Here is an 18,955-nt window from a genome sequence, read left to right as displayed (position 1 = left end):
GCCTCCTGGCGGCTTTCCGACAGAAATGGCGGGGGTCGTCGACGGCCCGCACCGCAATTCCCCTAAAACCGCCCGACGGTAGCCCTCGGCACATCCGGCAACTGCCAAGGATCCGCCGAACAGCCATTCTTCCGGCCCCGGGGCGCGCCTTTTCCGACTGGCCCGGGTGCCACACACTGGCGCTGTCGTGAGCAGTCGACCGCACCCCGGAGGCGATACGTGCTGGAGGATTTCGAGGAATTCGGCCGTGACCTGCCGATGATCGGCAAGGGCGGCGTCAGCGCACTCAACAAGTTCTCGCTCATGGTGGAACTGCCGTACGCACAGGATCTCGACCTGCCGCCCGAACGCAAACGCGCGGTGGGGGCCCGGTTGTACCGCAGCGTCGCCGAGGTGCTGGAGGCCGCCGAACTGTACTCGGTGCAGCACCTGCGGCTGGACTGGACTGTACTCGGTGCAGCACCTGCGGCTGGACTGGTCCGACGGCAACATCGGGATCGTCTACGACGACTCGTCCTTCGGCTTCCGGATGGCCATCCGACGCGACCTGCGCATCATCCTCGAACGGCCCGGATCGTCGCTGCGCCTCTTCCACAATTGGTACCGGGTATTCATGCCCTACATCCAGGGGCTGGTGTCGCGAATCGCGATCGACCTGTCCGACATCCTGCATTCCGATTTCGACCTGCAACCGATCCGGACCAGTTACCTGTTCTCCCTGCTCACCTACGATTTCATTCCGGTACGCGCACCCCGCCCGGTCAGCAGCCACCAACTGATCGGCAACCTGTTGTCGCACCGCCCCGGCGAGGACGGCCGATTCCTCTCCGTGCCCAGTGGTGGCGCCGCCGGTCCGCTGCGCACCGGCCGACTCGACGTGGAGATCTCCAACTTCCGCGAGGTCGCCCCCGACGTGCACGTACGCGAGATCTACGACATCCAGGCCCCCTCGAACCAGGGCTACCGCGGCATCTGGCTGGACTTCTACTGCATCTCCGAGACCGTCGGCGACGGTGACCCGGCCCTGGAGTCGCGCATCGCTCCACGGCCCGAGTTCCTGCTGGAGCAGTACACGGTCCCGTACCGCGACTTCTTCCGGGATCGCGTCGTCAAGGGCTTCCTGGCCGACTTCTTCAAGGACTGCGAGTTCTCCTGCGCCGTCGGGACCATGCCGTGACGCAGGAGACGCTCAACGTCATCCAGTTCGCGGGCCTGGTGGCCACCTTCGTGTGCAGCATCGTCGCGCTGTTCCTGTCCTGGCAGAACAACCGCTCCTCGGATCGGGAGGTGCGGGTGGCCGCCGAACAACTCCGGGCCTCGATCATCCCCGTTCCGATGATCCAGGACTCCCGGCTGACCTGGCGCGGGCAGGCCCTGGTGGTGCTCTCCGTCCGGCTCCGCAACGTCGGGTCGGGGCCGATCCTCGGCATCCAGATCACCGGCATCCGGATCGACCGCACCAGCCTGGCCTTCGAGGCACTGAGCGCCCCGAAGGCGGACGTCGTCATGCCCACCACCGACGTCGAGCAGCGGCTCCGCTTCGTCGACCCACCGCAGGTCGCGCAGCCGAGTCTGGTGCTCGTCGAGATCGAGTACTTCGACGTGCTGGGCAACCACTACCAGCAGCCACTGCCGTTGACGGTCGTCTCCGGCACCGGCAGCGGCGCCATGGCCGGAGTCCGTCCCGCCCGCATCAGCCGGAACCCCTAGAGAGGCAGTCGCGGATGTCCAAGCTCATTCTCGGCCGGGCAGTCGTGCGTCACCTGGAACCCGAGCCGCTGTCCAAGAGCCAGTTCGCCCAGCGGCGACCCAGCGACACCGGGGTACGCGCCCGCCTCGGACTCGGCGAGGAACACATCGTCGACGACGCCGAGTTGGGCCCGGTGGTCGCCTCGGACGACGACAGCCACCTGATGACGATCGCGCCCACCGGAGCCGGCAAGGGCCGAGACGTGATCATCCCGAACCTGCTCACCTACGAGGGCTCGGTGGTGGTCATCGACCCGAAGGGCGAGAACTACGACGTCACGCACGAGCACCGTCGTACCGTGCTGGGCAACGAGATCGTGCTGCTGGACCCGTTCGGCGCCAGCCACGGCGGCAGCGACAAGCGGGGTTCGCTGAACCCGTTCGACGTCTTCGGCGCGCTGCGGCGCGACGACGACGCCGCCGAGGAGGCCGAGGACTTCGGCCGGGTGCTCTCCGACATCCTGATGGGCGGCATCCAGTCGCTGTCCGACCCGTTCTGGGACGAGATGGCGCAACTACTGATCGCCGCGCTCGCCACCGACCTGATGACCGGCCAGCCCGACCGGCCCGACACCCTGCAGGAGCTGCGTACCCAGCTCTTCGAGTCGGACCTGCGCTACCGGCTCGCGGTGGCGCTCGACACGCGGCCGAAGTCGATGCCGCCGGGTACGCGACAGGAGTTCGAGATGCTGCTCAGCATCGCGGACGCGGAGAAGACCTTCAGCGGGATCGTGGCCACCGCCGCCCAGCAACTGGCCGCCTTCAGCTCCCGGCGGACCGTGGACGCCACCGCCCGGACGAGCTTCGCCCTGAGCGACCTGACCAACCCCGAGCGGCGGATCTCCATCTACGTGGTCATCCCGCCGCACAAGCTGCGTACCCATCAGCGCCTGCTGCGGGCCTGGGTGGGTTGCCTGCTGTACTACGTGATGAACAGCCGGTCGATCAACCAGTCCCGGCTGCTGTTCCTCATCGACGAGGCGGCTCAGCTCGGCCGGTTCTCGCTGCTCCAGGAGGCGATCACGCTGCTGCGCGGGTACGGGCTGCGCACCTGGACCTTCTGGCAGGACCTCGCGCAGTTGTCCAGCCTCTACGGCCTCGCCGCCGAGACCATGATCAATAACTCGGGCGTGCTCCAGGTGTTCAGCCCGGCGAACTTCGGTGCCGCGACCGCCCTGTCGATGCGGATCGGGTGCAGCGTCGGTGAGCTGCTGCAACTCGCCCCGGACGAGCAGGTGATCGCGTTCAAGAACGAGTGGCCGACGAAGATGGAACGCTTCAACCACCTCACCGACCCGGTGCTGCGCGGCTGGGCCCGCGCCAACCCCCGACACGGCACCGCGCCACCGCCCGCGTGAGTTCGATCCGCCCGCGTGGCGTTCCCGTGGCGCGTCAGCTCGCCGCGCGGACCAGGTCCACGAAGTAGGCGTGCAGTCGCGCGTCGCCGGTGAGCTCCGGGTGGAACGAGGTGGCCAGCAGGTTGCCCTGGCGGACCGCCACGATCCGCCCGGCGGCCGGGCCGGCGGTGACCGTGCCCAGCACCTCGACGTCGTCGCCGACCCGCTCGACCCAGGGGGCGCGGATGAAGACCGCGTGCAACGGGCCGCCCGGCACTCCGGCGATCTCCACCGACGCCTCGAACGAGTCGACCTGGCGGCCGAACGCGTTGCGCCGGACGGTCATCGCGATGCCGTCGAAGCCCCGCTGGTCGGGGCGGCCGTCGAGGACCTCGGTGGCCAGCATGATCATGCCGGCGCAGGAGCCGTAGACCGGCAGTCCGGCGGCGATGCGCTTGTCGATCGGCTCGCGCAACTCGAAGATGTCCACCAGCTTGCTGATCGTGGTGGACTCCCCACCGGGGATGACCAGTCCGTCGACCGCGTCCAGTTCGGCTGCCCGGCGTACCGGTCGGGCCTGCGCGCCCGCCCCGGCCAGCGCGGCGACGTGCTCGCGGACGTCGCCCTGTAGGGCGAGCACACCGATCACGGGTGCCGTCACAGGCGTTCCTTCCGTGGTGTTAGCAGGGGTCCCCTGCTATGCACGAGGCGTTAGCAGGGTGCCCTTCCTTGCATGTCACCTGTGCGCTGCACGTCACCAGCCGCGGTCGGCGAGACGGTGCGGGACCGGGATGTCGTCGACGTTGATGCCGACCATCGCCTCACCGAGCCCCCGGGAGACCTTGGCCAGCACGTCCGGGTCGTCGTGGAAGGTGGTCGCCTTGACAATCGCGGCGGCCCGCTGCGCCGGGTTGCCGGACTTGAAGATGCCGGAGCCGACGAAGACGCCCTCGGCGCCGAGCTGCATCATCATCGCGGCGTCGGCAGGCGTGGCGATACCACCGGCGGTGAACAGCACCACCGGCAGTTTGCCGCTCTCGGCGACCTCTTTGACCAGCTCGTACGGCGCCTGCAACTCCTTCGCCGCGACGAACAGCTCGTCGGTCGGCAACGTGGAGAGCCGACGGATCTCCTGGCGGATCCTGCGCATGTGGGTGGTGGCGTTGGAGACGTCACCGGTGCCGGCCTCGCCCTTGGAGCGGATCATGGCCGCGCCCTCGGTGATCCGGCGCAGCGCCTCGCCCAGGTTGGTCGCGCCGCAGACGAACGGGACGGTGAACGCCCACTTGTCGATGTGGTTGGCGTAGTCGGCCGGGGTCAGCACCTCGGACTCGTCGACGTAGTCCACGCCGAGCGCCTGGAGGATCTGCGCCTCCACGAAGTGCCCGATCCGGGCCTTGGCCATCACCGGGATGCTGACCGCCTGGATGATGCCGTCGATCATGTCGGGGTCGCTCATCCGGGACACCCCGCCCTGGGCGCGGATGTCGGCGGGGACCCGCTCCAGCGCCATCACCGCGACGGCACCGGCATCCTCGGCGATCTTGGCCTGCTCGGGGGTGACCACGTCCATGATCACGCCACCCTTGAGCATCTCGGCCATGCCGCGCTTGACGCGGGCGGTGCCGACGACCGGGGTGGCACTGCTGGTGGGGGAAGTCATCTGGGACAGGCTCCTCAGGCGTGCTCGGGGCGGGGGGCAGCGCAGATGCTACGCGCGGCGCGATGCCCCTCCGAGCGCCAATCGCAGGCGTGGTGGCCTGCTCTGTGGCCCCGGTCACCCCTGCGCCCGGGGACCGGCGCGGACGACGGATCAGCGGGTACGCGCGTCGACGGCGGGCACGGTGAGCGTCGGATCGTCGATGTCGAAGTAGCGCGGCCAGGTGTGCCCCCGCCCCATCCGGAGCAGCCGCACCAACGGTCGACCGCGCGCCGAACGGGCGTCCCGGACCAGATCGGTGTGCACCTGCCGGGCCAGCGCGAGCCGCCGACTGGCCGCGATCACCGCGTCGCAGTCCGGGTCGGCGGGGTCGAGTACGACCGCGCGCAACTGCCGGGTCAGGTCGTTCTCGGCCGCCTCCCGCTCGTCCGGGCCGGCGTCCAGCGCGATCCGCGCCGCCGCGTACAGCTCGACGCCGTACCGACGCTCCGCCAGCACCGCCGCCGCGGCGGCCCGACGCAGCAGATGGGCGTCCAGGGCGCGCGCGGCGAGCTGCGCGCGGGACTGGAGCCGCTCGACCCGGCCGGCGGTCCAGATCAGGTACGCCGCCACCAGGGCGACGACCACCGTCGCGCCCACCACCCACCACATGCCCGGCATCGTAGTGCTGCTCCCGTTCCTCCCGGTCAGTCCGGCCCCACCCACTCCTGGTCGATCACCCGCCCGTCGGTCGCCTCGATCGCCGCTGCGTATACCTCCAGAACGCGCCGGGCAACCACGGGCCAGTCGAAATTCGCCACCACCTGGTGCCCACAGGCGGTCAGCTCGGCCCGCTGGACGGGATCGTCGAGCAGCTCGGCCAGGCGGTCGCGCAGCGTCACCGCGTCACCGGTGGGGAACAGCCGTCCGGCCCGCCCGCCGTCGAGCACCCGGCGGAACGCGTCCAGATCGCTGGCGACGACCGTCGTGCCGGCGGCCAACGCCTCGGTGAGGATCATGCCGAAGGACTCGCCACCGGTGTTCGGTGCCACGTACAGGTGCACACTACGCAGCATCCGGGCCTTCTCCTCCTCGGAGACCAGCCCGAGGAAGGTCACCCGATCCCGAAGATCGGGCGGAAACTGGTCGAACAGGTCGTCCCGGTCCCCCGGGCCGGCGACCAGCAGGCGCAACCCGGCCCGCTGCCGGGCCAACTCCACGAACGCGTCGCGCAGGATCGGGAACCCCTTGCGGGGCTCGGTGAACCGGCCCAGGAAACCCAGCGTCCCGCCCTCGCCCGGCGCGTACTCGCCCGGCCAGCCCGGCAACGGCTCCACCCCGGCGAACTTGGCCACCGCCACCCCGTTGGGGATCTCCACCGCGCCGCCGTCCAGGTGCTCGACCTGCACCTTGCGGGCCAGCGCGCTGACCGCGATCCGCGCGGTGATGCGTTCCAGCACGATCTGCAGGACGCCCTGGGCGACCGAGAGCACCCGGGAGCGGGTCATCGCGGTGTGGAAGGTGGCCACCACCGGCCCCCGCGCCGAGAGCACGGCGAGCATCGACAGACTCAACGTCAGCGGCTCGTGCACGTGCAGCACGTCGAAATCGCCCCGGGTGATCCAGCGACGCACCCGGGCGGTGGAGACCGGGCCGAACGCGATCCGGGCCACCGACCCGTTGTACGGCAGCGGCACCGACCGGCCGGCCGGCACCACGTACGGCGGCAACGGCGAGTCCTCGTCCGCCGGAGCCAGCACGCTCACCTCGTGGCCGAGCCCGATCAGCGCCTCGGCGAGATCCATGACGTGGTTCTGCACCCCGCCCGGCACGTCGAAGGAGTACGGGGAGACGATGCCGATCCGCATTGCGTCCGCCCCCTCAGTCCCGCCACATCCGCTGCAACATGTGCCAGTCTTGCGGATGCCGGGCGATGCCCGACGCGAGACCGTCGGCGATCCGCTGGGTCAGCGTACGGACCCGCTCGTCCAGCGAGCCCTCCGCGGGCCCCGGCAGCGGCAGCGGCCCCTCGATCGAGGCGCACGCCGCATCCGGTTCGTACCACATCGACGCCACGTACAGAGGGGCTCCGGTCCGCAACGCCAGCAACGCCGGCCCCGCCGGCATCCGGGTCCGACCGCCGAAGAAGTCCACCTCCACACCCCGGGCGGACAGGTCCCGGTCGGCCAGCAACGGCACCACCGCACCGGCCTGGAGCCGGTCGGTCAGCACGTCGATGGGGGGACGGTCACCGCCGGTGGTGGGCAGGATCTCCATGCCCAGTCCCTCCCGGAAGGCCACGAACCGCTCGTAGACCCCCTCCGGCTTGAGCCGCTCGGCGACGGTGGACAGCGGCCAGCCGTTGGCGACCACCCAGGCACCGGCCAGGTCCCAGTTACCGCCGTGCGGCAGCGCCACCACCGCGCCCCGCCCGGCCGCCACGTCGGCGGCGAGCTTCTCGGCGCCGTCCAGCCGGAAGCCGGCGAGCACCTGCTCCCGGCTCAGCGACGGCAGCCGGAACGCCTCCATCCAGTAGCGGGAGTACGACCGCAGGCCCGCCCGGACCAGCTCGTCCAACTCCGCGTCGGGCAGCTCCGGCCCGACCACCCGGCGCAGGTTGGCGCGCAGCCGGCTGGCACCCTTGCCCCGGCGGCGGTGGGCCCGGTCCGCCACCGCGTCGAACGCCGCCACCGCCACCGGGCGGGGCAGTACCCGGACCAGCCGCCAACCGGCGACGAACCCGAGTTCGGTGAGGTTCACCTGGTTTGGGCCTGCCGGTAGACGTACCGCATCCGCTGGCCGACGGTGAACAGCGACACCGCCGCCAGCAGCCAGAGCGCGATCGGCAGCGCCGCCGGGTGGACCAGCGCGGCGAGCACGCCGCCGACGCCGACGATCAGCAGCCGCTCGGTACGCTCCGCGATGCCGACGTTCCCGCTCATCCCGAGCCCCTCGGCGCGGGCCTTGACGTAGGAGACGAGACCGCCCGCGGCCAGACAGATCAACGCGGCGGCCATGCCACCGCGGTCCCCCTCGCCGGCCAGATAGAAGGCGACCGCGCCGAAGACCGCGCTGTCGGCGACCCGGTCCATGCTGGAGTCGAGGAACGCCCCGAACGTGGTGGACCCGCCGCTCATCCGGGCCATCGTCCCGTCGAGCAGGTCGGTGAGCGCGAAGACCGTCACGATCAGCGCACCGGCGACCAGATGGCCGCGCGCGCCGAAGCCGAGCGCGCCGACGAGCACCCCGACGGTGCCCGCGACGGTGACCGCGTTGGGGGACACGCCCGCGCGCAGCAGGCTACGGGCGATCGGCTCCACGACGCGGGTCATCCCCGCGCGGGCCGACACTTGGAAGATCTTCGCCATGGCGGTCCCACGATAACGGTCGGCCCACCGGCCGACGACACCGCCGGTCCGGGTGGCAGGGGTTGTGTCGGTCCGCCACCGGGTGTGAGATCGAGCAGTAAAGTGACCCGGCTCACCCGACCACCCGTTGACTGCGCGGTTCGGAGCGGTCCCCCGGAGGATATCGCCGCAGCACCCGCCCGGGCCGCGTCCCCGTCGCGCACGGCGGTCGCCACCTACCACCACCGGTTGAGGGAGGTGCGCCCGATGGCGCAGAAGAGTCACGACAAGGGGGCCGCCGGCGGCGTGCCGGCGGTGACCGACCCCGCCAGGATCCGCAACGTGGTGCTCGTCGGGCATTCCGGCGCGGGCAAGACGACGCTGGTCGAGGCGTTGCTCGCGGCCAGCGGCACGATCGACCGGCCGGGCTCCGTCGCCGACGGGACCACCGTCTGCGACCACGACCCCGCCGCCGTACGCCAGCAGCGCTCGGTGGCGCTGTCCTGTGCGCCGCTGCACCACGACGGGATCAAGGTCAACCTGCTGGACACGCCCGGCTACGCCGACTTCGTCGGCGAGCTGCGGGCCGGGCTGCGGGCCGCCGACGCCGCCCTGTTCGTGGTCTCCGCCGTGGACGGCATGGACGCCGCCACCGCCGCACTCTGGGAGGAGTGCGCCGCCGTCGACATGCCCCGCGCGGTGGCCGTCGCCCGGCTGGACCATCCGCGCGCCGACTTCGACGAGGCGGTGGCGCTGTGCCAGCGCGTCTTCGGCGACAACGTGGTCCCGCTCTACCTGCCGATGCTCGGCGACGACGGCGAGTCCACCGCCGGCCTGCTCGGGCTGATCACCCGACGGGTCTTCGACTACACCGCCGGCCTGCCCGCACAGGTCCGCGAGCCCGACCCGGAGCACCTGCCGGCGATCGCGGAGTCCCGCGACGAGCTGATCGAGGGGATCATCGCGGAGAGCGAGGACGAGACCCTGATGGACCGGTACCTCGGCGGTGAGGAGATCGATCCCGCCCTGCTCGTCGAGGACCTGGAGAAGGCCGTCGCGCGGGGCCACTTCTATCCGGTGGTGCCGGTCTGCGCGGCCACCGGCGTCGGGCTGGACGTCCTTCTGGAGGTGCTCACCGCCGGATTCCCGTCCCCGCCGGAGCACGACCTGCCGCCGGTCACCGGCGTCGACGGCTCGCCCCGCCCGCCGCTGACCTGCGACCCGGACGGACCGCTGGTCGCCGAGGTGGTCAAGACGACGGTGGACCGGCACGTCGGGCGGGTCTGCGTGGTACGCGTCTTCTCCGGCACCCTGCGTCCGGACCGTACCGTGCACGTCGCCGGACACGGCATGGCCGAACGCGGCCACCCGGACCACGACGCCGACGAACGCATCGCCCACCTCTACAGCCCGCTCGGTGCCACGCTGCGCGAGGTCGGGGTGGCGGTGGCCGGTGACATCTGCGCCATCACCAAGTCCGGCAGCGCGGAGACCGGCGACACCATCTCGGCCAAGGACGACCCGCTGCTGATCGCCCCGTGGGAGATGCCCGAGCCGCTGCTGCCGGTCGCCGTGGTGGCGAAATCCCGCTCCGACGAGGACGCGTTGGCGCGCAACCTGGCCCGGCTGGTGGCCGGTGACCTGACCATGCGGCTGGAACGCAACCCGGAGACCCACCAGTTGGTGCTCTGGTGCATGGGCGAGGCACACGCCGACGTGGTCCTGGACCGGTTGCGCGCCGGTGGCGTCGAGTTGGACACCGAACCGGTGCGGGTGCCGATGCGCGAGACGCTCACCGCGCCGTCCCGTGGGCACGGTCGGCACGTCAAGCAGTCCGGCGGGCACGGCCAGTACGCGGTCTGCGACATCGAGGTGGAACCGCTGCCGCGCGGCGGCGGCTTCGAGTTCGTCGACCGGGTGGTCGGCGGCGCCGTACCGCACCACTACGTCCCCTCGGTCGAGAAGGGCGTACGCACCCAGATGGAACGCGGGCTGGTCGCCGGTCACCCGGTGGTGGACCTGCGGGTGACCCTGGTCGACGGCAAGGCGCACAGCGTCGACTCCTCCGACGCCGCGTTCCAGACCGCCGGGGCGCTGGCCCTGCGCGACGCCGCCGAGCAGGGCGGACCAATCGTGCTGGAACCGGTCGACGAGGTGACGGTCCGGGTGCCCGACGGCAGCGTGGGCGCGGTGATGGGCGACCTCTCCGGCCGACGCGGCCGGGTCCTCGGCACCGAACCGGACCCGGACGTCGAGGGCCGGACCCTGATCCGCGCCGAGGTGCCCGCCACCGGGCTGCTCCGGTACGCGGTGGAGCTGCGCGCGATGACCGCCGGTGCCGGCACCTTCCGCCGCAGCTTCCTCCGCTACGACTCCCACCCCACCCCCTGACCTTCCCGGGGGTCCCGGTCAGGGGCGGGCGGTGGGGAGCATGGGGCTGGGCCAGTAGGGGCGGTCCACCTCGCGCAGGGCGGCCGAGCGCAGCGCGGCGAGTCGGCGTTCGACCTCGGCGAAGTGGTCCGGGCGAAGCGGACCGAGGGCCAGGGCGGCGGCGTTCTCCTCGACCTGGGCGACCGTACGGCACCCCGGGATCGGGATGGTGCGCTCGCTGCGGGCCCAGATCCAGCCCAGCGCGCCCTGCGCCAGGGTGCGCCCGTCGGCGGTCAGCGCCGCCCGCACGGCGTGCACCCGGCGCAGCCACTCCGGCGCGGGCCGCCCACCCCGGAACCACTCCAACCATCCCGAGGTCATGCCCCGGATGTCGTCGTGCGGCAGCGTCGAACAGTGGTGGTACTTGCCGGTGAGCAGCCCCATCCCCAGCGGCCCCCGGTTGACACTGGCCAGGTCGTACTTGTCGCAGACCGCGAGCAGGTCGGGGGCGTCCCGGAGCACCGACAGGCTGTGCTGCACGACCGCGCCGTGCCGGGCGCCCTGGCCGAGCGCGACGGCCCGGTCGACCCGGTCGGTGCTCCAGCCGTACGCGCGGACCAGCCCGTCGGCGACCAGATCCTCCAGCACGCCGAGCAACGCCTGGGCCGGGGCCACCGGCAGGTCGGCCAGGTGCAGTTGGTAGAGGTCGATCCGGTCGGTGCCGAGGCGACGCAACGAGTCCCGTACCGCCCGGTGCAGGTACGCCGGGGACGCGTCCCGGCCGGTGGCCTGCCGGGACCGCTCGTCGAACGTGTACCCCCACTTGGTGGCGATCACCGCCTCGTCGCGCCGCCCGGCCAGGGCCCGGCCGAGGAGCCGTTCGCCGTGTCCGGCACCGTACGAGTCGGCGGTGTCGAAGAGGGTCACGCCGAGGTCGAGGGCGCGGCGGACCGCCCGGACGGACTCCTCGTCGTCGACCGCCCCCCACCCCAGCGGGGTGTGCCCCTCCGACCAGGGACCGGCGATCGCCCAGCAGCCCATGCCGAGGGCGCTGACCTCGATCCCGCTGCGCCCCAGCGTGCGCGTCGACTCCGCCACCGGCGCATCGTGCCATCTTCCGGACAGGGTTTGACAGACATCCAGCACGATCATCCGTACGGGGGACCGTCGCCCACGGATCACCCCGGATCACCCCGGATCCGTCCCCGTTCTCGCCCCCACCCGGGCGACCTGCGGATCGCTCCGGATCCGGTTGCCCTCCCGGCCGCCTCTGCTCTGCTCACCGATACGCATCGACTTCAGCGCGTAACCGTTGCGTGGGGTGAAGCAGAGCAAAGGCGGCGCAGCGGTGTGCGCGGTCCGGCGCGGCGCAGTCCACAGCGAGCACAGAGGACCCGGCGCGCAGAGCAGCCCGGGTGCGGGGGCGGTGCGTGAGGTCCCCCGGGAGGGGCGAGGCGTCGCGGGTGAGGTCAGGTCGGCCAGGCGCGGACGAACAGGTCGCGGGTGTCGCCGAGCAGTTGCGGCAACACCTTGGTACGCCCGATCACCGGCATGAAGTTGGCGTCACCGCCCCACCGTGGCACCACGTGCTGGTGCAGGTGGGCGGCGATGCCGGCGCCCGCCACCCCGCCCTGGTTCATGCCCAGGTTGAAGCCGTGCGCGTTGCTGACCTTGCGGATCACCCGCATCGCGGCCTGGGTGAACGACGCCAACTCGACCGTCTCCGGTTCGTCCAGGTCGGTGTAGTCGGCCACGTGCCGGTAGGGACAGACCAGCAGATGCCCGGGGTTGTACGGGTACAGGTTGAGCACCACGAAGACGTGCTCGCCCCGCGCCACGACCAGGCTCTCCCCCGCCGGCCGGGCCGGGGCCAGGCAGAACGGGCAACCGGAGGGCTGCTCGTAGCCGCCCTCGGGCCGGTCCTCGCCGGAGATGTAGGTCATCCGGTGGGGCGTCCAGAGCCGGTCCAGCCCGTCGGCCATGTCCCTGTCGCTGTGCTCGTCCGCTCCCCCAGTCACACCGGCGATCCTACGGCCCCGCCGGGCGGGTGCCGAGCCTCGGCCCGGCACCCGGCGTGAGCGGAGGAGCGGTACCCGTCGTGATGTGAGGAAGGGTCCCCTGCTCTACCGCAGGCGTTGGTAAGGTGCCCTTCCTTACGACTGGGCGGAGGGGCCGACGTTGGTGCGGGTGCGGACGACGTCGAGGACGTGGGAGACCGCCTCGGCCAGCGGCACCCCGTTGCGCTGCGAGCCGTCCCGGTAGCGGAACGAGACGGTGCCGGCGGCCACGTCGTCGTCCCCGGCGATCACCATGAACGGGATCTTCTGCTGCTGGGCGGTGCGGATCTTCTTCTGCATCCGGTCGTCACCGGCGTCCACCTGGGCGCGGATGCCCTCGGCGCGCAGCGCGGCGACGAAGCCGTGCAGGTAGTCGGCGTGCTCCTCGCGGATCGGGATGCCGACCACCTGCACCGGGGCCAGCCAGGCCGGGAACGCCCCCGCGTAGTGCTCGGTGAGCACACCGAAGAACCGCTCGATCGAGCCGAACAGCGCCCGGTGGATCATGACCGGCCGCTGCCGGGTGCCGTCGGCGGCCTGGTACTCCAGCCCGAAGCGCTCCGGCAGGTTGAAGTCGACCTGGATGGTGGACATCTGCCAGGTACGGCCGATGGCGTCCTTGGCCTGCACGGAGATCTTCGGGCCGTAGAAGGCCGCGCCGCCCGGGTCGGGCACCAGGTTGAGGCCGGACTCCTCGGCCGCCGACCGCAGCGCCTCGGTGGCCCGCTCCCAGTTCTCGTCGGTGCCGACCGACTTCTCCGGGTTGCGGGTGGACAGCTCCAGATAGAAGTCGTCCAGGCCGTAGTCGCGCAGGAGTTCGAGCACGAAGGCGAGCAGGGACTTCAGCTCCCCCGCCATCTGCTCCTCGGAGCAGAAGATGTGCGCGTCGTCCTGGGTCATGCCACGCACCCGGGTCAGGCCGTGCACCACACCGGACTTCTCGTAGCGGTAGACCGTGCCGAACTCGAACATCCGCAGCGGCAGCTCCCGGTAGGAGCGACCCCGGGACCGGAAGATCAGGTCGTGCATCGGGCAGTTCATCGGCTTGAGGTAGTAGCTGGCGCCCTCCACCTCCATGGGCGGGAACATGCCGTCGGCGTACCAGTCGAGGTGCCCGGAGACCTCGTACAGGTGACCCTTGGTGATGTGCGGGGTGTTGACGAACTCGTACCCGGCCTGCTCGTGCTTGAGCCGCGAGTAGTTCTCCATCTCGCGGCGGATGATGCCGCCCTTGGGGTGGAAGACCGCCAGGCCGGAGCCGAGCTCGTCGGGGAAGCTGAACAGGTCCAGGTCCGCGCCGAGCTTGCGGTGGTCGCGCCGGGCCGCCTCCTCCAGCAGCTTCAGGTACGCCTTGAGCGCGTCCCGGGTCGGCCAGGCGGTGCCGTACACCCGCTGGAGCTGCGGGTTCTTCTCGCTGCCCCGCCAGTACGCGGCGGCCGAGCGCATCAGCTTGAACGCGCCGATCAACCGGGTGTTGGGCAGGTGCGGGCCCCGGCACAGGTCGGACCAGCAGACCTTGTCGGAGTCGGCGGCGAGGTTGTCGTAGATGGTCAGCTCGCCGCCACCCACCTCCATCACCTCGGAGGAGTCCAGCCCCTCGCCCTTGACGTCGATGAGTTCCAGCTTGAACGGCTCGGCGGCCAGCTCCGTCTTGGCGTCGTCGAGGCTGTCGAAGCGCCGCCGCCGGAACCGCTGCCCGGACTTGACGATCTCCTGCATCCGCTTCTCGACCTTGGCGAGATCGTCCGGCTGGAACGGCTTGTCCACCGCGAAGTCGTAGTAGAAGCCGTTCTCGATCGGCGGGCCGATGCCGAGCCGGGCCTCGGGGAAGACGTCCTGCACCGCCTGGGCCAGCACGTGCGCGGTCGAGTGCCGCAGCACGTCGAGCCCGTCCGGGGAGTCGAGCGGGACCGGCTCGACGGCGGTCTCCTCGGTCGGCTGCCAGTCCAGGTCCCGCAGGGCGCCCTGCGGGTCGCGGACCACCACGATCGCCTTCGGGCCGGTGGTGGGCAATCCGGCTGCCGCCACCGCGTGGGCCGCCGTCGTCCCGGCGGCGACGACGACGGGGTCGGCCACGGCGGGGGTACGGGGTGCGGACACGGGTGAACTCCTCGCAGCAGATGTGACGGAAGGTGCCGGTGACGGCTCACCGCGATGGTATCGGTCGGTGTGGCGGCCACCGTCCCCGACACCGTAGGGGACGGATCCGGCCGACGTTGAACCTTTTCGGCCCGGGATCCGAACTACCAGGTGTGGCCGGAGCCGGTTCCGGCCGCGTCGACACGGATGGGGACCCAGCATGGCGATGACGCGCGGCGGCAGCCGTCGACGCCGGGGCGCGCTGGTGGCCGCCCTGGCCACGGCCGGGGTGCTGCTCTGGCCCGCGACCACGGCGTGGGCCGACGGCGTGACGTTCACTCCGGCCGAGGCCCAGCAGGGCAACTCGGTCAAGCTCGAGTTCCTGGTGCCCGACGAGCGGCCCGGGGTCCGGACCGAGCGGATCGAGATCCGGATGCCGGCGGAGACCCCGGTGGCCGAGGTGTACCCGCTCTCGGTGGAGGGCTGGGCGCCCGCCATCACCACCCGCAGGCTCGACGCCCCGATCGCGGGCATGCACGGTCCGGCGACCGACGTGGTGACCGCCGCGCTGACCTGGACCCGGGGCACCGGCGAGGCGGGGGCGGGCCCGGCCCGGCTGGTGTTCTCGATGGCGCCGCTGCCGCAGGCCGAGCAGGTGCGGTTCGAGCTGACCCAGACCTACGCCGACGGCCTCCAGGTGCACTGGGGCGACCGTCCCGGCCAGCGCCCCCTGCCCGCGCTGACCCTCACCCCGGGTGACCCGGCGTACCCGGGTGCCGCTCACGGTGGTCACGGCGCGGCACCCGGCGGTGCCGTGCCGGGTGCCCCCGCTCCGGCCACCGCCCCGCCCGACGAGGGCCCGAACGCCAACAGCCTGCTCGCCGCCGGCCTGGTCGCCGGCCTGGGCGGTGGCGCGGTGATCGGCTGGCTGATCAGCCGACGCCGCCGTTCCGGCACCGAGGAGATCGACCGGTCGGTGCTCGACGGGGAACCCGCCGCCGAGGACGGCCCGACGGCCACCGCCGGGTCGACGCCGACGCCGACACCGGCCGGGTCGGTGGCCGGACGAGCCGAGTCGGTGGCCGACGCTACGCCTGCGGACCGGCCGACCCCCACGGCCGACGCCGACCCGGCGCCGCGCCGCGACGACCGGGTGGCGCAGGCCGGCGCGGCCCGCTGAACGGCACGGGTCAGAGCGGCACGGGTCAGTCGGTCCAGTCGGGCAGCGGTTCCCGGGCGGCCAGCCAGTCAGTGGGCACCCCGCCCGGGGTGCCCACTCCGGTGTGGGCGGCCACCACCGAGCCCGCGATGGCGGCGGTGGTGTCCACGTCGCCGCCCGCCTCGACGCAGGCCCGGACCGCCGCCGGGTAGTCGGTCAGGTGCACGGCGGCAACCCACAGCGTGAAGGCGACGGTGTCCTGTGCGGTGACCCGCGCGCCGTTGCCGACCGCCGCGACGACCTCGGGCAGTGACCGGTCGAGCAGTCCCGCCACCCGGCGTACGGTGCGGTGCACCTCGGTCGCCGGGTCCAGCGCGGCGGCCACCCCGGCGAGCAGGCGGGCCGGGTCCGGGCGCTCACCGTCCAGCCGGGCGCGGGTGGCAAGCGAGGCGGCCACCGCCACCGCGACGGCTCCGGCGATCCCCTCCGGGTGCGCGTGGGTCACCTCGGCGGAAGCCCGGGCCTGGGCGGCGGCCCGGCTGGTCGAGTCGGCGAAGTACGCGCCCAGCGGGCCGACCCGCATGGCCGCGCCGTTGCCGCAGGATCCCTGCCCGTCGAAGGCGGAGGCGGCGGCGACCGGCCACGGGGTGCCGGTCCGGATCAGGCGCAGGATGCGGACGGCACCCGGACCGTAGCCCCGGTACGGTTCGCAGCGCTCGGCGAAGGCCAGGGCGAGGGCGTCCCGGTCGACGCGACCGGTCTCGGCCAGCGCCGCCACGACCGAGCAGGCCATCTCGGTGTCGTCGGTCCACTGCCAGGGCGGTGGTGGGAGCCGACCGGCGGCCAGGTCGGCCGGGATGTTGCCGGGGACGAAGAACTGCGAGCCGAGCGCGTCACCGACCGAGAGGCCGGCGAGCGAGTCTCCGGCCAGGGCCAGGCGGGTGTCGGGATAGAGGGTGAACGTCATCGTCGTACCAGCTTGGCGCGTTCTCGGGTGGGCCGCAACGACGTGACGCGCCGCTCCGAGTACCGTTCTGACGTGGCCACCGTCCTGCTGGTCGAAGACGATCACGTCGTACGCGGCGCGATGCTTCGCTCCCTCACCGACCGGGGCCACGCCGTGCACGCGGTCGGCACCGCGCTGGACGCGCTGCGTCGGGTGGCCGCCGAGACGCCCGACCTGGTGGTGCTCGACCTGGGCCTGCCGGATCTGGACGGGTCGGACGCCCTGCGGATGCTGCGCGGCATCACCGACGTACCGATCATCATCGCCACCGCCCGCGACGACGAGCAGTCCGTGGTGAAGCTGTTGCGGGCGGGTGCCGACGACTACATGGTCAAGCCGTTCACCGGCGCGCACCTGGACGCGCGGATCACCACCGTGCTGCGCCGGGTCGGCCGCGCCAGTCGCGGCGTGGCACCGGCCGTGCACAGCGTCGGCGGGCTGCGGGTCGACGTCGGTGAGCGCAGCGCCCTCCTGGACGGTGCGGCGCTGGCGCTGACCCGCAAGGAATTCGACCTGCTGGCCTATCTCGCCGCCCGACCTGGCCGGGTAGTGTCCCGGCGGGAGCTCTTGGAGGAGGTATGGCGGCAGCCATCGGTCGGCGAGGACCAGACAATCGACGTGCACCTGTACTGGCTGCGCCGCAAAATGGGCGAGTCCGCGGCGAAACCCCGCTACCTGCGCACCGTGCGGGGGGTGGGCTTCCGGCTGGTGGCGCCGGACTGAGGCGCTCGCTGGCGCTGCTGACCGGCGGCACCGGCATTCTGCTGGCACTGGCCTTCCTGATCCCACTCGGCCTGACCCTGGGCGGTCAGGCCCGCGAGGAGGCGATCGCCGACGCGGCCCGGCGCAGCGCGCTGGTCACCGGCGCGCTCGCGGTGAGTACCCAGCCGGTGCTGGTGGAGCGCGCGATCGAGGCGAGCGGCGCCGACCCGGCGACCCGTCCGGTGGTGCACGGTCTCGACGACGTGGACGCCGGGGCCGGACGCGCCGACGCCGGGCAACTCGACCGGGCCCGCGACGAGGGCCGGTCCCTGGTGGTCGACGTCGACGGCGGGGTGCTGCGGCTGGACCCGGTGGTGCTGGGCGACCGGACGGCCGTGGTGGAGGTCTTCGTACCGGACGAGACGCTCGACGGCTCGGGGCGCTGGTGGCTGCTGGTCGGGGTGGCCGTCGCGCTGGTCGGCGCGGCCGTGCTGGTCGTCGACCGGCTCGCGGCCCGCACGGTCGACGCCACCCGGGGCCTGGTCAAGGCGGCGCTCGCGGTCAGCGACGGCGACCTGGGCGTCCGCGTGGAGCCGAGCGGCCCGCGCGAGGTGGCCGAGGCCGGGCACGCGTTCAACCGGATGGCGGAGCGGTTCGTCGCCGCCCGCACCGAGGAGCGGGAGCTGGTGGCCGACCTGTCGCACCGGTTGCGGACCCCGCTGACGGTGCTCCGGCTGGACGCGGAGGCCCTGGAGTCCGACGACACCAGCGTGGACGCGTTCAGCCAGGCGGAGTTGGACCACCGACGCGGCATCCGGCGGATCCGGCAGGCGATCGTCACCCTGGAGGGCGAGATCGACGTGCTGATCAAGACCACCCGCAAGGCGGTGGCCACCGAGGCGGCTCCGGCGATGTGCGACGTGAGCGAGGTGGTCCGGGACCGGATGGTGTTCTGGGCGGCCCTCGCGGGCGACCAGAACCGCCCGCACCGGGTGGTCGGCGCCCAGTTGCGCATCCCGGTGCCGGTGCCCCGGGCCGAGCTGGCCGCCGCGCTCGACGCGGTGATCGGCAACGTGTTCCGCTACACCCCGCAGGGCACCGCGTTCGAGGTGGCGGTCTCCCGGCGCGACGGGTACGTGGCCGTCCGGATCGACGACGCGGGGCCGGGCATCGCCAACCCGGATCGCGCGCTGCGTCGGGGCGCCAGCGACCAGGGTTCCACCGGCCTCGGACTGGACATCGCCAAGCGGGTGGCGTTGCAGGCCAACGGTTCGGTGAGCATCGACCGGGCCCGGTTGGGCGGTGCCAGCGTGGTGATGCTGCTCGCCGATCCGGAGGCGACGCCCCGACAGGTCAGCCGGTTCGGTCTGGTGGGTCGGATGACCCGGGAGGCGCGGGAGCAGAAGGGCAGCGGACGGCGCTGGCCGAGGCAACGGCCCACCGACGGCTGACCGGCTCACGGGCCGCCCGGTTGTGCGGCGGCACAAGTCTTCCTTAGATCCGAATTAAC

General features: G+C 72.3%; 17 protein-coding genes. 7 read left to right on the top strand and 10 right to left on the bottom strand.

Annotated features, from left to right (window positions below; translation table 11 throughout):
• Window positions 1–454: 454 nt before the first annotated feature.
• Genes ACQVFL_RS09990 through ACQVFL_RS09980 form a run of 3 tightly spaced genes read left to right on the top strand, consistent with a single transcriptional unit; the run spans window position 455 to window position 3,107 of the window.
• Complete coding sequence (locus ACQVFL_RS09990; RefSeq protein WP_431729218.1) at window positions 455–1,177, top strand: hypothetical protein; 723 nt, start codon at window positions 455–457, stop codon at window positions 1,175–1,177.
• Window positions 1,174–1,710: a hypothetical protein gene (locus ACQVFL_RS09985; RefSeq protein ID WP_350695084.1), complete on the top strand. Its 537-nt coding sequence runs from the start codon at window positions 1,174–1,176 to the stop codon at window positions 1,708–1,710. Before ACQVFL_RS09990 ends, ACQVFL_RS09985 begins: the two co-directional genes overlap by 4 nt.
• Window positions 1,711–1,724: 14 nt before the next feature.
• Window positions 1,725–3,107, top strand: a complete 1,383-nt coding sequence (locus ACQVFL_RS09980) for a type IV secretory system conjugative DNA transfer family protein (RefSeq protein ID WP_396691076.1) — start codon at window positions 1,725–1,727, stop codon at window positions 3,105–3,107.
• A gap of 34 nt (window positions 3,108–3,141) precedes the next feature.
• Here the strand turns inward: ACQVFL_RS09980 and pdxT are convergent, their stop codons facing one another.
• The 6 genes from pdxT to pgsA all read right to left on the bottom strand — a co-directional run bounded on the left by pdxT (window position 3,142) and on the right by pgsA (window position 8,093).
• The gene (pdxT, locus tag ACQVFL_RS09975) at window positions 3,142–3,747 is read right to left on the bottom strand and encodes a pyridoxal 5'-phosphate synthase glutaminase subunit PdxT (protein WP_431729217.1); all 606 of its coding nucleotides are present in this window, start codon (window positions 3,745–3,747) and stop codon (window positions 3,142–3,144) included.
• Between the two features lie 93 nt (window positions 3,748–3,840).
• On the bottom strand, window positions 3,841–4,749 hold the full coding sequence (gene pdxS / locus ACQVFL_RS09970; protein ID WP_396691079.1) for a pyridoxal 5'-phosphate synthase lyase subunit PdxS: 909 nt from the start codon (window positions 4,747–4,749) through the stop codon (window positions 3,841–3,843).
• Between the two features lie 150 nt (window positions 4,750–4,899).
• On the bottom strand, window positions 4,900–5,406 hold the full coding sequence (locus tag ACQVFL_RS09965; RefSeq protein ID WP_396691081.1) for a hypothetical protein: 507 nt from the start codon (window positions 5,404–5,406) through the stop codon (window positions 4,900–4,902).
• 26 nt (window positions 5,407–5,432) lie between these two features.
• On the bottom strand, window positions 5,433–6,593 hold the full coding sequence (locus tag ACQVFL_RS09960; protein ID WP_396691083.1) for a glycosyltransferase family 4 protein: 1,161 nt from the start codon (window positions 6,591–6,593) through the stop codon (window positions 5,433–5,435).
• Between the two features lie 13 nt (window positions 6,594–6,606).
• Window positions 6,607–7,485 carry a phosphatidylinositol mannoside acyltransferase gene (locus ACQVFL_RS09955; RefSeq protein WP_396691085.1) on the bottom strand — a complete coding sequence of 293 codons (879 nt, stop codon included), beginning with the start codon at window positions 7,483–7,485 and terminating at the stop codon, window positions 6,607–6,609.
• On the bottom strand, window positions 7,482–8,093 hold the full coding sequence (gene pgsA / locus ACQVFL_RS09950; RefSeq protein WP_396691087.1) for a phosphatidylinositol phosphate synthase: 612 nt from the start codon (window positions 8,091–8,093) through the stop codon (window positions 7,482–7,484). The genes ACQVFL_RS09955 and pgsA overlap by 4 nt, the downstream gene beginning before the upstream one ends.
• 246 nt (window positions 8,094–8,339) lie before the next feature.
• Between pgsA and ACQVFL_RS09945 the strand changes: the two genes are divergently transcribed.
• Window positions 8,340–10,463 carry an elongation factor G-like protein EF-G2 gene (locus ACQVFL_RS09945; protein WP_431729216.1) on the top strand — a complete coding sequence of 708 codons (2,124 nt, stop codon included), beginning with the start codon at window positions 8,340–8,342 and terminating at the stop codon, window positions 10,461–10,463.
• Between the two features lie 18 nt (window positions 10,464–10,481).
• Here the strand turns inward: ACQVFL_RS09945 and ACQVFL_RS09940 are convergent, their stop codons facing one another.
• From ACQVFL_RS09940 to thrS, 3 genes are all read right to left on the bottom strand, one after another.
• The gene (locus ACQVFL_RS09940; protein WP_431729215.1) at window positions 10,482–11,540 is read right to left on the bottom strand and encodes an aldo/keto reductase; all 1,059 of its coding nucleotides are present in this window, start codon (window positions 11,538–11,540) and stop codon (window positions 10,482–10,484) included.
• A 371-nt stretch (window positions 11,541–11,911) separates the two neighbouring features.
• On the bottom strand, window positions 11,912–12,424 hold the full coding sequence (locus tag ACQVFL_RS09935; protein ID WP_396691863.1) for an HIT family protein: 513 nt from the start codon (window positions 12,422–12,424) through the stop codon (window positions 11,912–11,914).
• 171 nt (window positions 12,425–12,595) lie between these two features.
• Window positions 12,596–14,599: a threonine--tRNA ligase gene (gene thrS / locus ACQVFL_RS09930; protein ID WP_431729214.1), complete on the bottom strand. Its 2,004-nt coding sequence runs from the start codon at window positions 14,597–14,599 to the stop codon at window positions 12,596–12,598.
• Window positions 14,600–14,798: 199 nt separating this feature from the next.
• Here thrS and ACQVFL_RS09925 point away from each other — a divergent pair, with 199 nt between their 5' ends.
• On the top strand, window positions 14,799–15,758 hold the full coding sequence (locus ACQVFL_RS09925) for a DUF1775 domain-containing protein (protein ID WP_431729213.1): 960 nt from the start codon (window positions 14,799–14,801) through the stop codon (window positions 15,756–15,758).
• 25 nt (window positions 15,759–15,783) lie between these two features.
• On the opposite strand, the gene ACQVFL_RS09920 is transcribed toward ACQVFL_RS09925, so the two are convergent.
• Entirely contained in the window at window positions 15,784–16,704 is a 921-nt protein-coding gene (locus ACQVFL_RS09920; RefSeq protein WP_396691098.1) for an ADP-ribosylglycohydrolase family protein, read from the bottom strand.
• A gap of 72 nt (window positions 16,705–16,776) precedes the next feature.
• Here ACQVFL_RS09920 and ACQVFL_RS09915 point away from each other — a divergent pair, with 72 nt between their 5' ends.
• Both ACQVFL_RS09915 and ACQVFL_RS09910 read left to right on the top strand, forming a co-directional pair.
• Window positions 16,777–17,466, top strand: a complete 690-nt coding sequence (locus ACQVFL_RS09915) for a response regulator transcription factor (RefSeq protein ID WP_396691100.1) — start codon at window positions 16,777–16,779, stop codon at window positions 17,464–17,466.
• Window positions 17,467–17,483: 17 nt separating this feature from the next.
• Window positions 17,484–18,896 (top strand): HAMP domain-containing sensor histidine kinase, encoded by a 1,413-nt coding sequence (locus tag ACQVFL_RS09910; protein WP_396691864.1) that lies wholly within the window; start codon window positions 17,484–17,486, stop codon window positions 18,894–18,896.
• Window positions 18,897–18,955: the final 59 nt, after the last annotated feature.

Source organism: Verrucosispora sp. TAA-831 (assembly GCF_050780145.1).
In the GTDB taxonomy this organism is placed as follows: domain Bacteria; phylum Actinomycetota; class Actinomycetes; order Mycobacteriales; family Micromonosporaceae; genus Micromonospora.
This window is presented reverse-complemented; position numbering and strand designations above follow the sequence as displayed.

Bases quoted from the DNA above. Each gene is read 5' to 3' on its own strand.
- ACQVFL_RS09980 (WP_396691076.1), top strand. From the start codon at position 1,725: ATGTCCAAGCTCATTCTCGGCCGGGCAGTCGTGCGTCACCTGGAACCC.
- pdxS (WP_396691079.1), bottom strand. From the start codon at position 4,749: ATGACTTCCCCCACCAGCAGTGCCACCCCGGTCGTCGGCACCGCCCGC.
- ACQVFL_RS09965 (WP_396691081.1), bottom strand. From the start codon at position 5,406: ATGCCGGGCATGTGGTGGGTGGTGGGCGCGACGGTGGTCGTCGCCCTG.
- ACQVFL_RS09960 (WP_396691083.1), bottom strand. From the start codon at position 6,593: ATGCGGATCGGCATCGTCTCCCCGTACTCCTTCGACGTGCCGGGCGGG.
- pgsA (WP_396691087.1), bottom strand. From the start codon at position 8,093: ATGGCGAAGATCTTCCAAGTGTCGGCCCGCGCGGGGATGACCCGCGTC.
- ACQVFL_RS09945 (WP_431729216.1), top strand. From the start codon at position 8,340: ATGGCGCAGAAGAGTCACGACAAGGGGGCCGCCGGCGGCGTGCCGGCG.
- ACQVFL_RS09935 (WP_396691863.1), bottom strand. From the start codon at position 12,424: ATGGCCGACGGGCTGGACCGGCTCTGGACGCCCCACCGGATGACCTAC.
- ACQVFL_RS09925 (WP_431729213.1), top strand. From the start codon at position 14,799: ATGGCGATGACGCGCGGCGGCAGCCGTCGACGCCGGGGCGCGCTGGTG.
- ACQVFL_RS09920 (WP_396691098.1), bottom strand. From the start codon at position 16,704: ATGACGTTCACCCTCTATCCCGACACCCGCCTGGCCCTGGCCGGAGAC.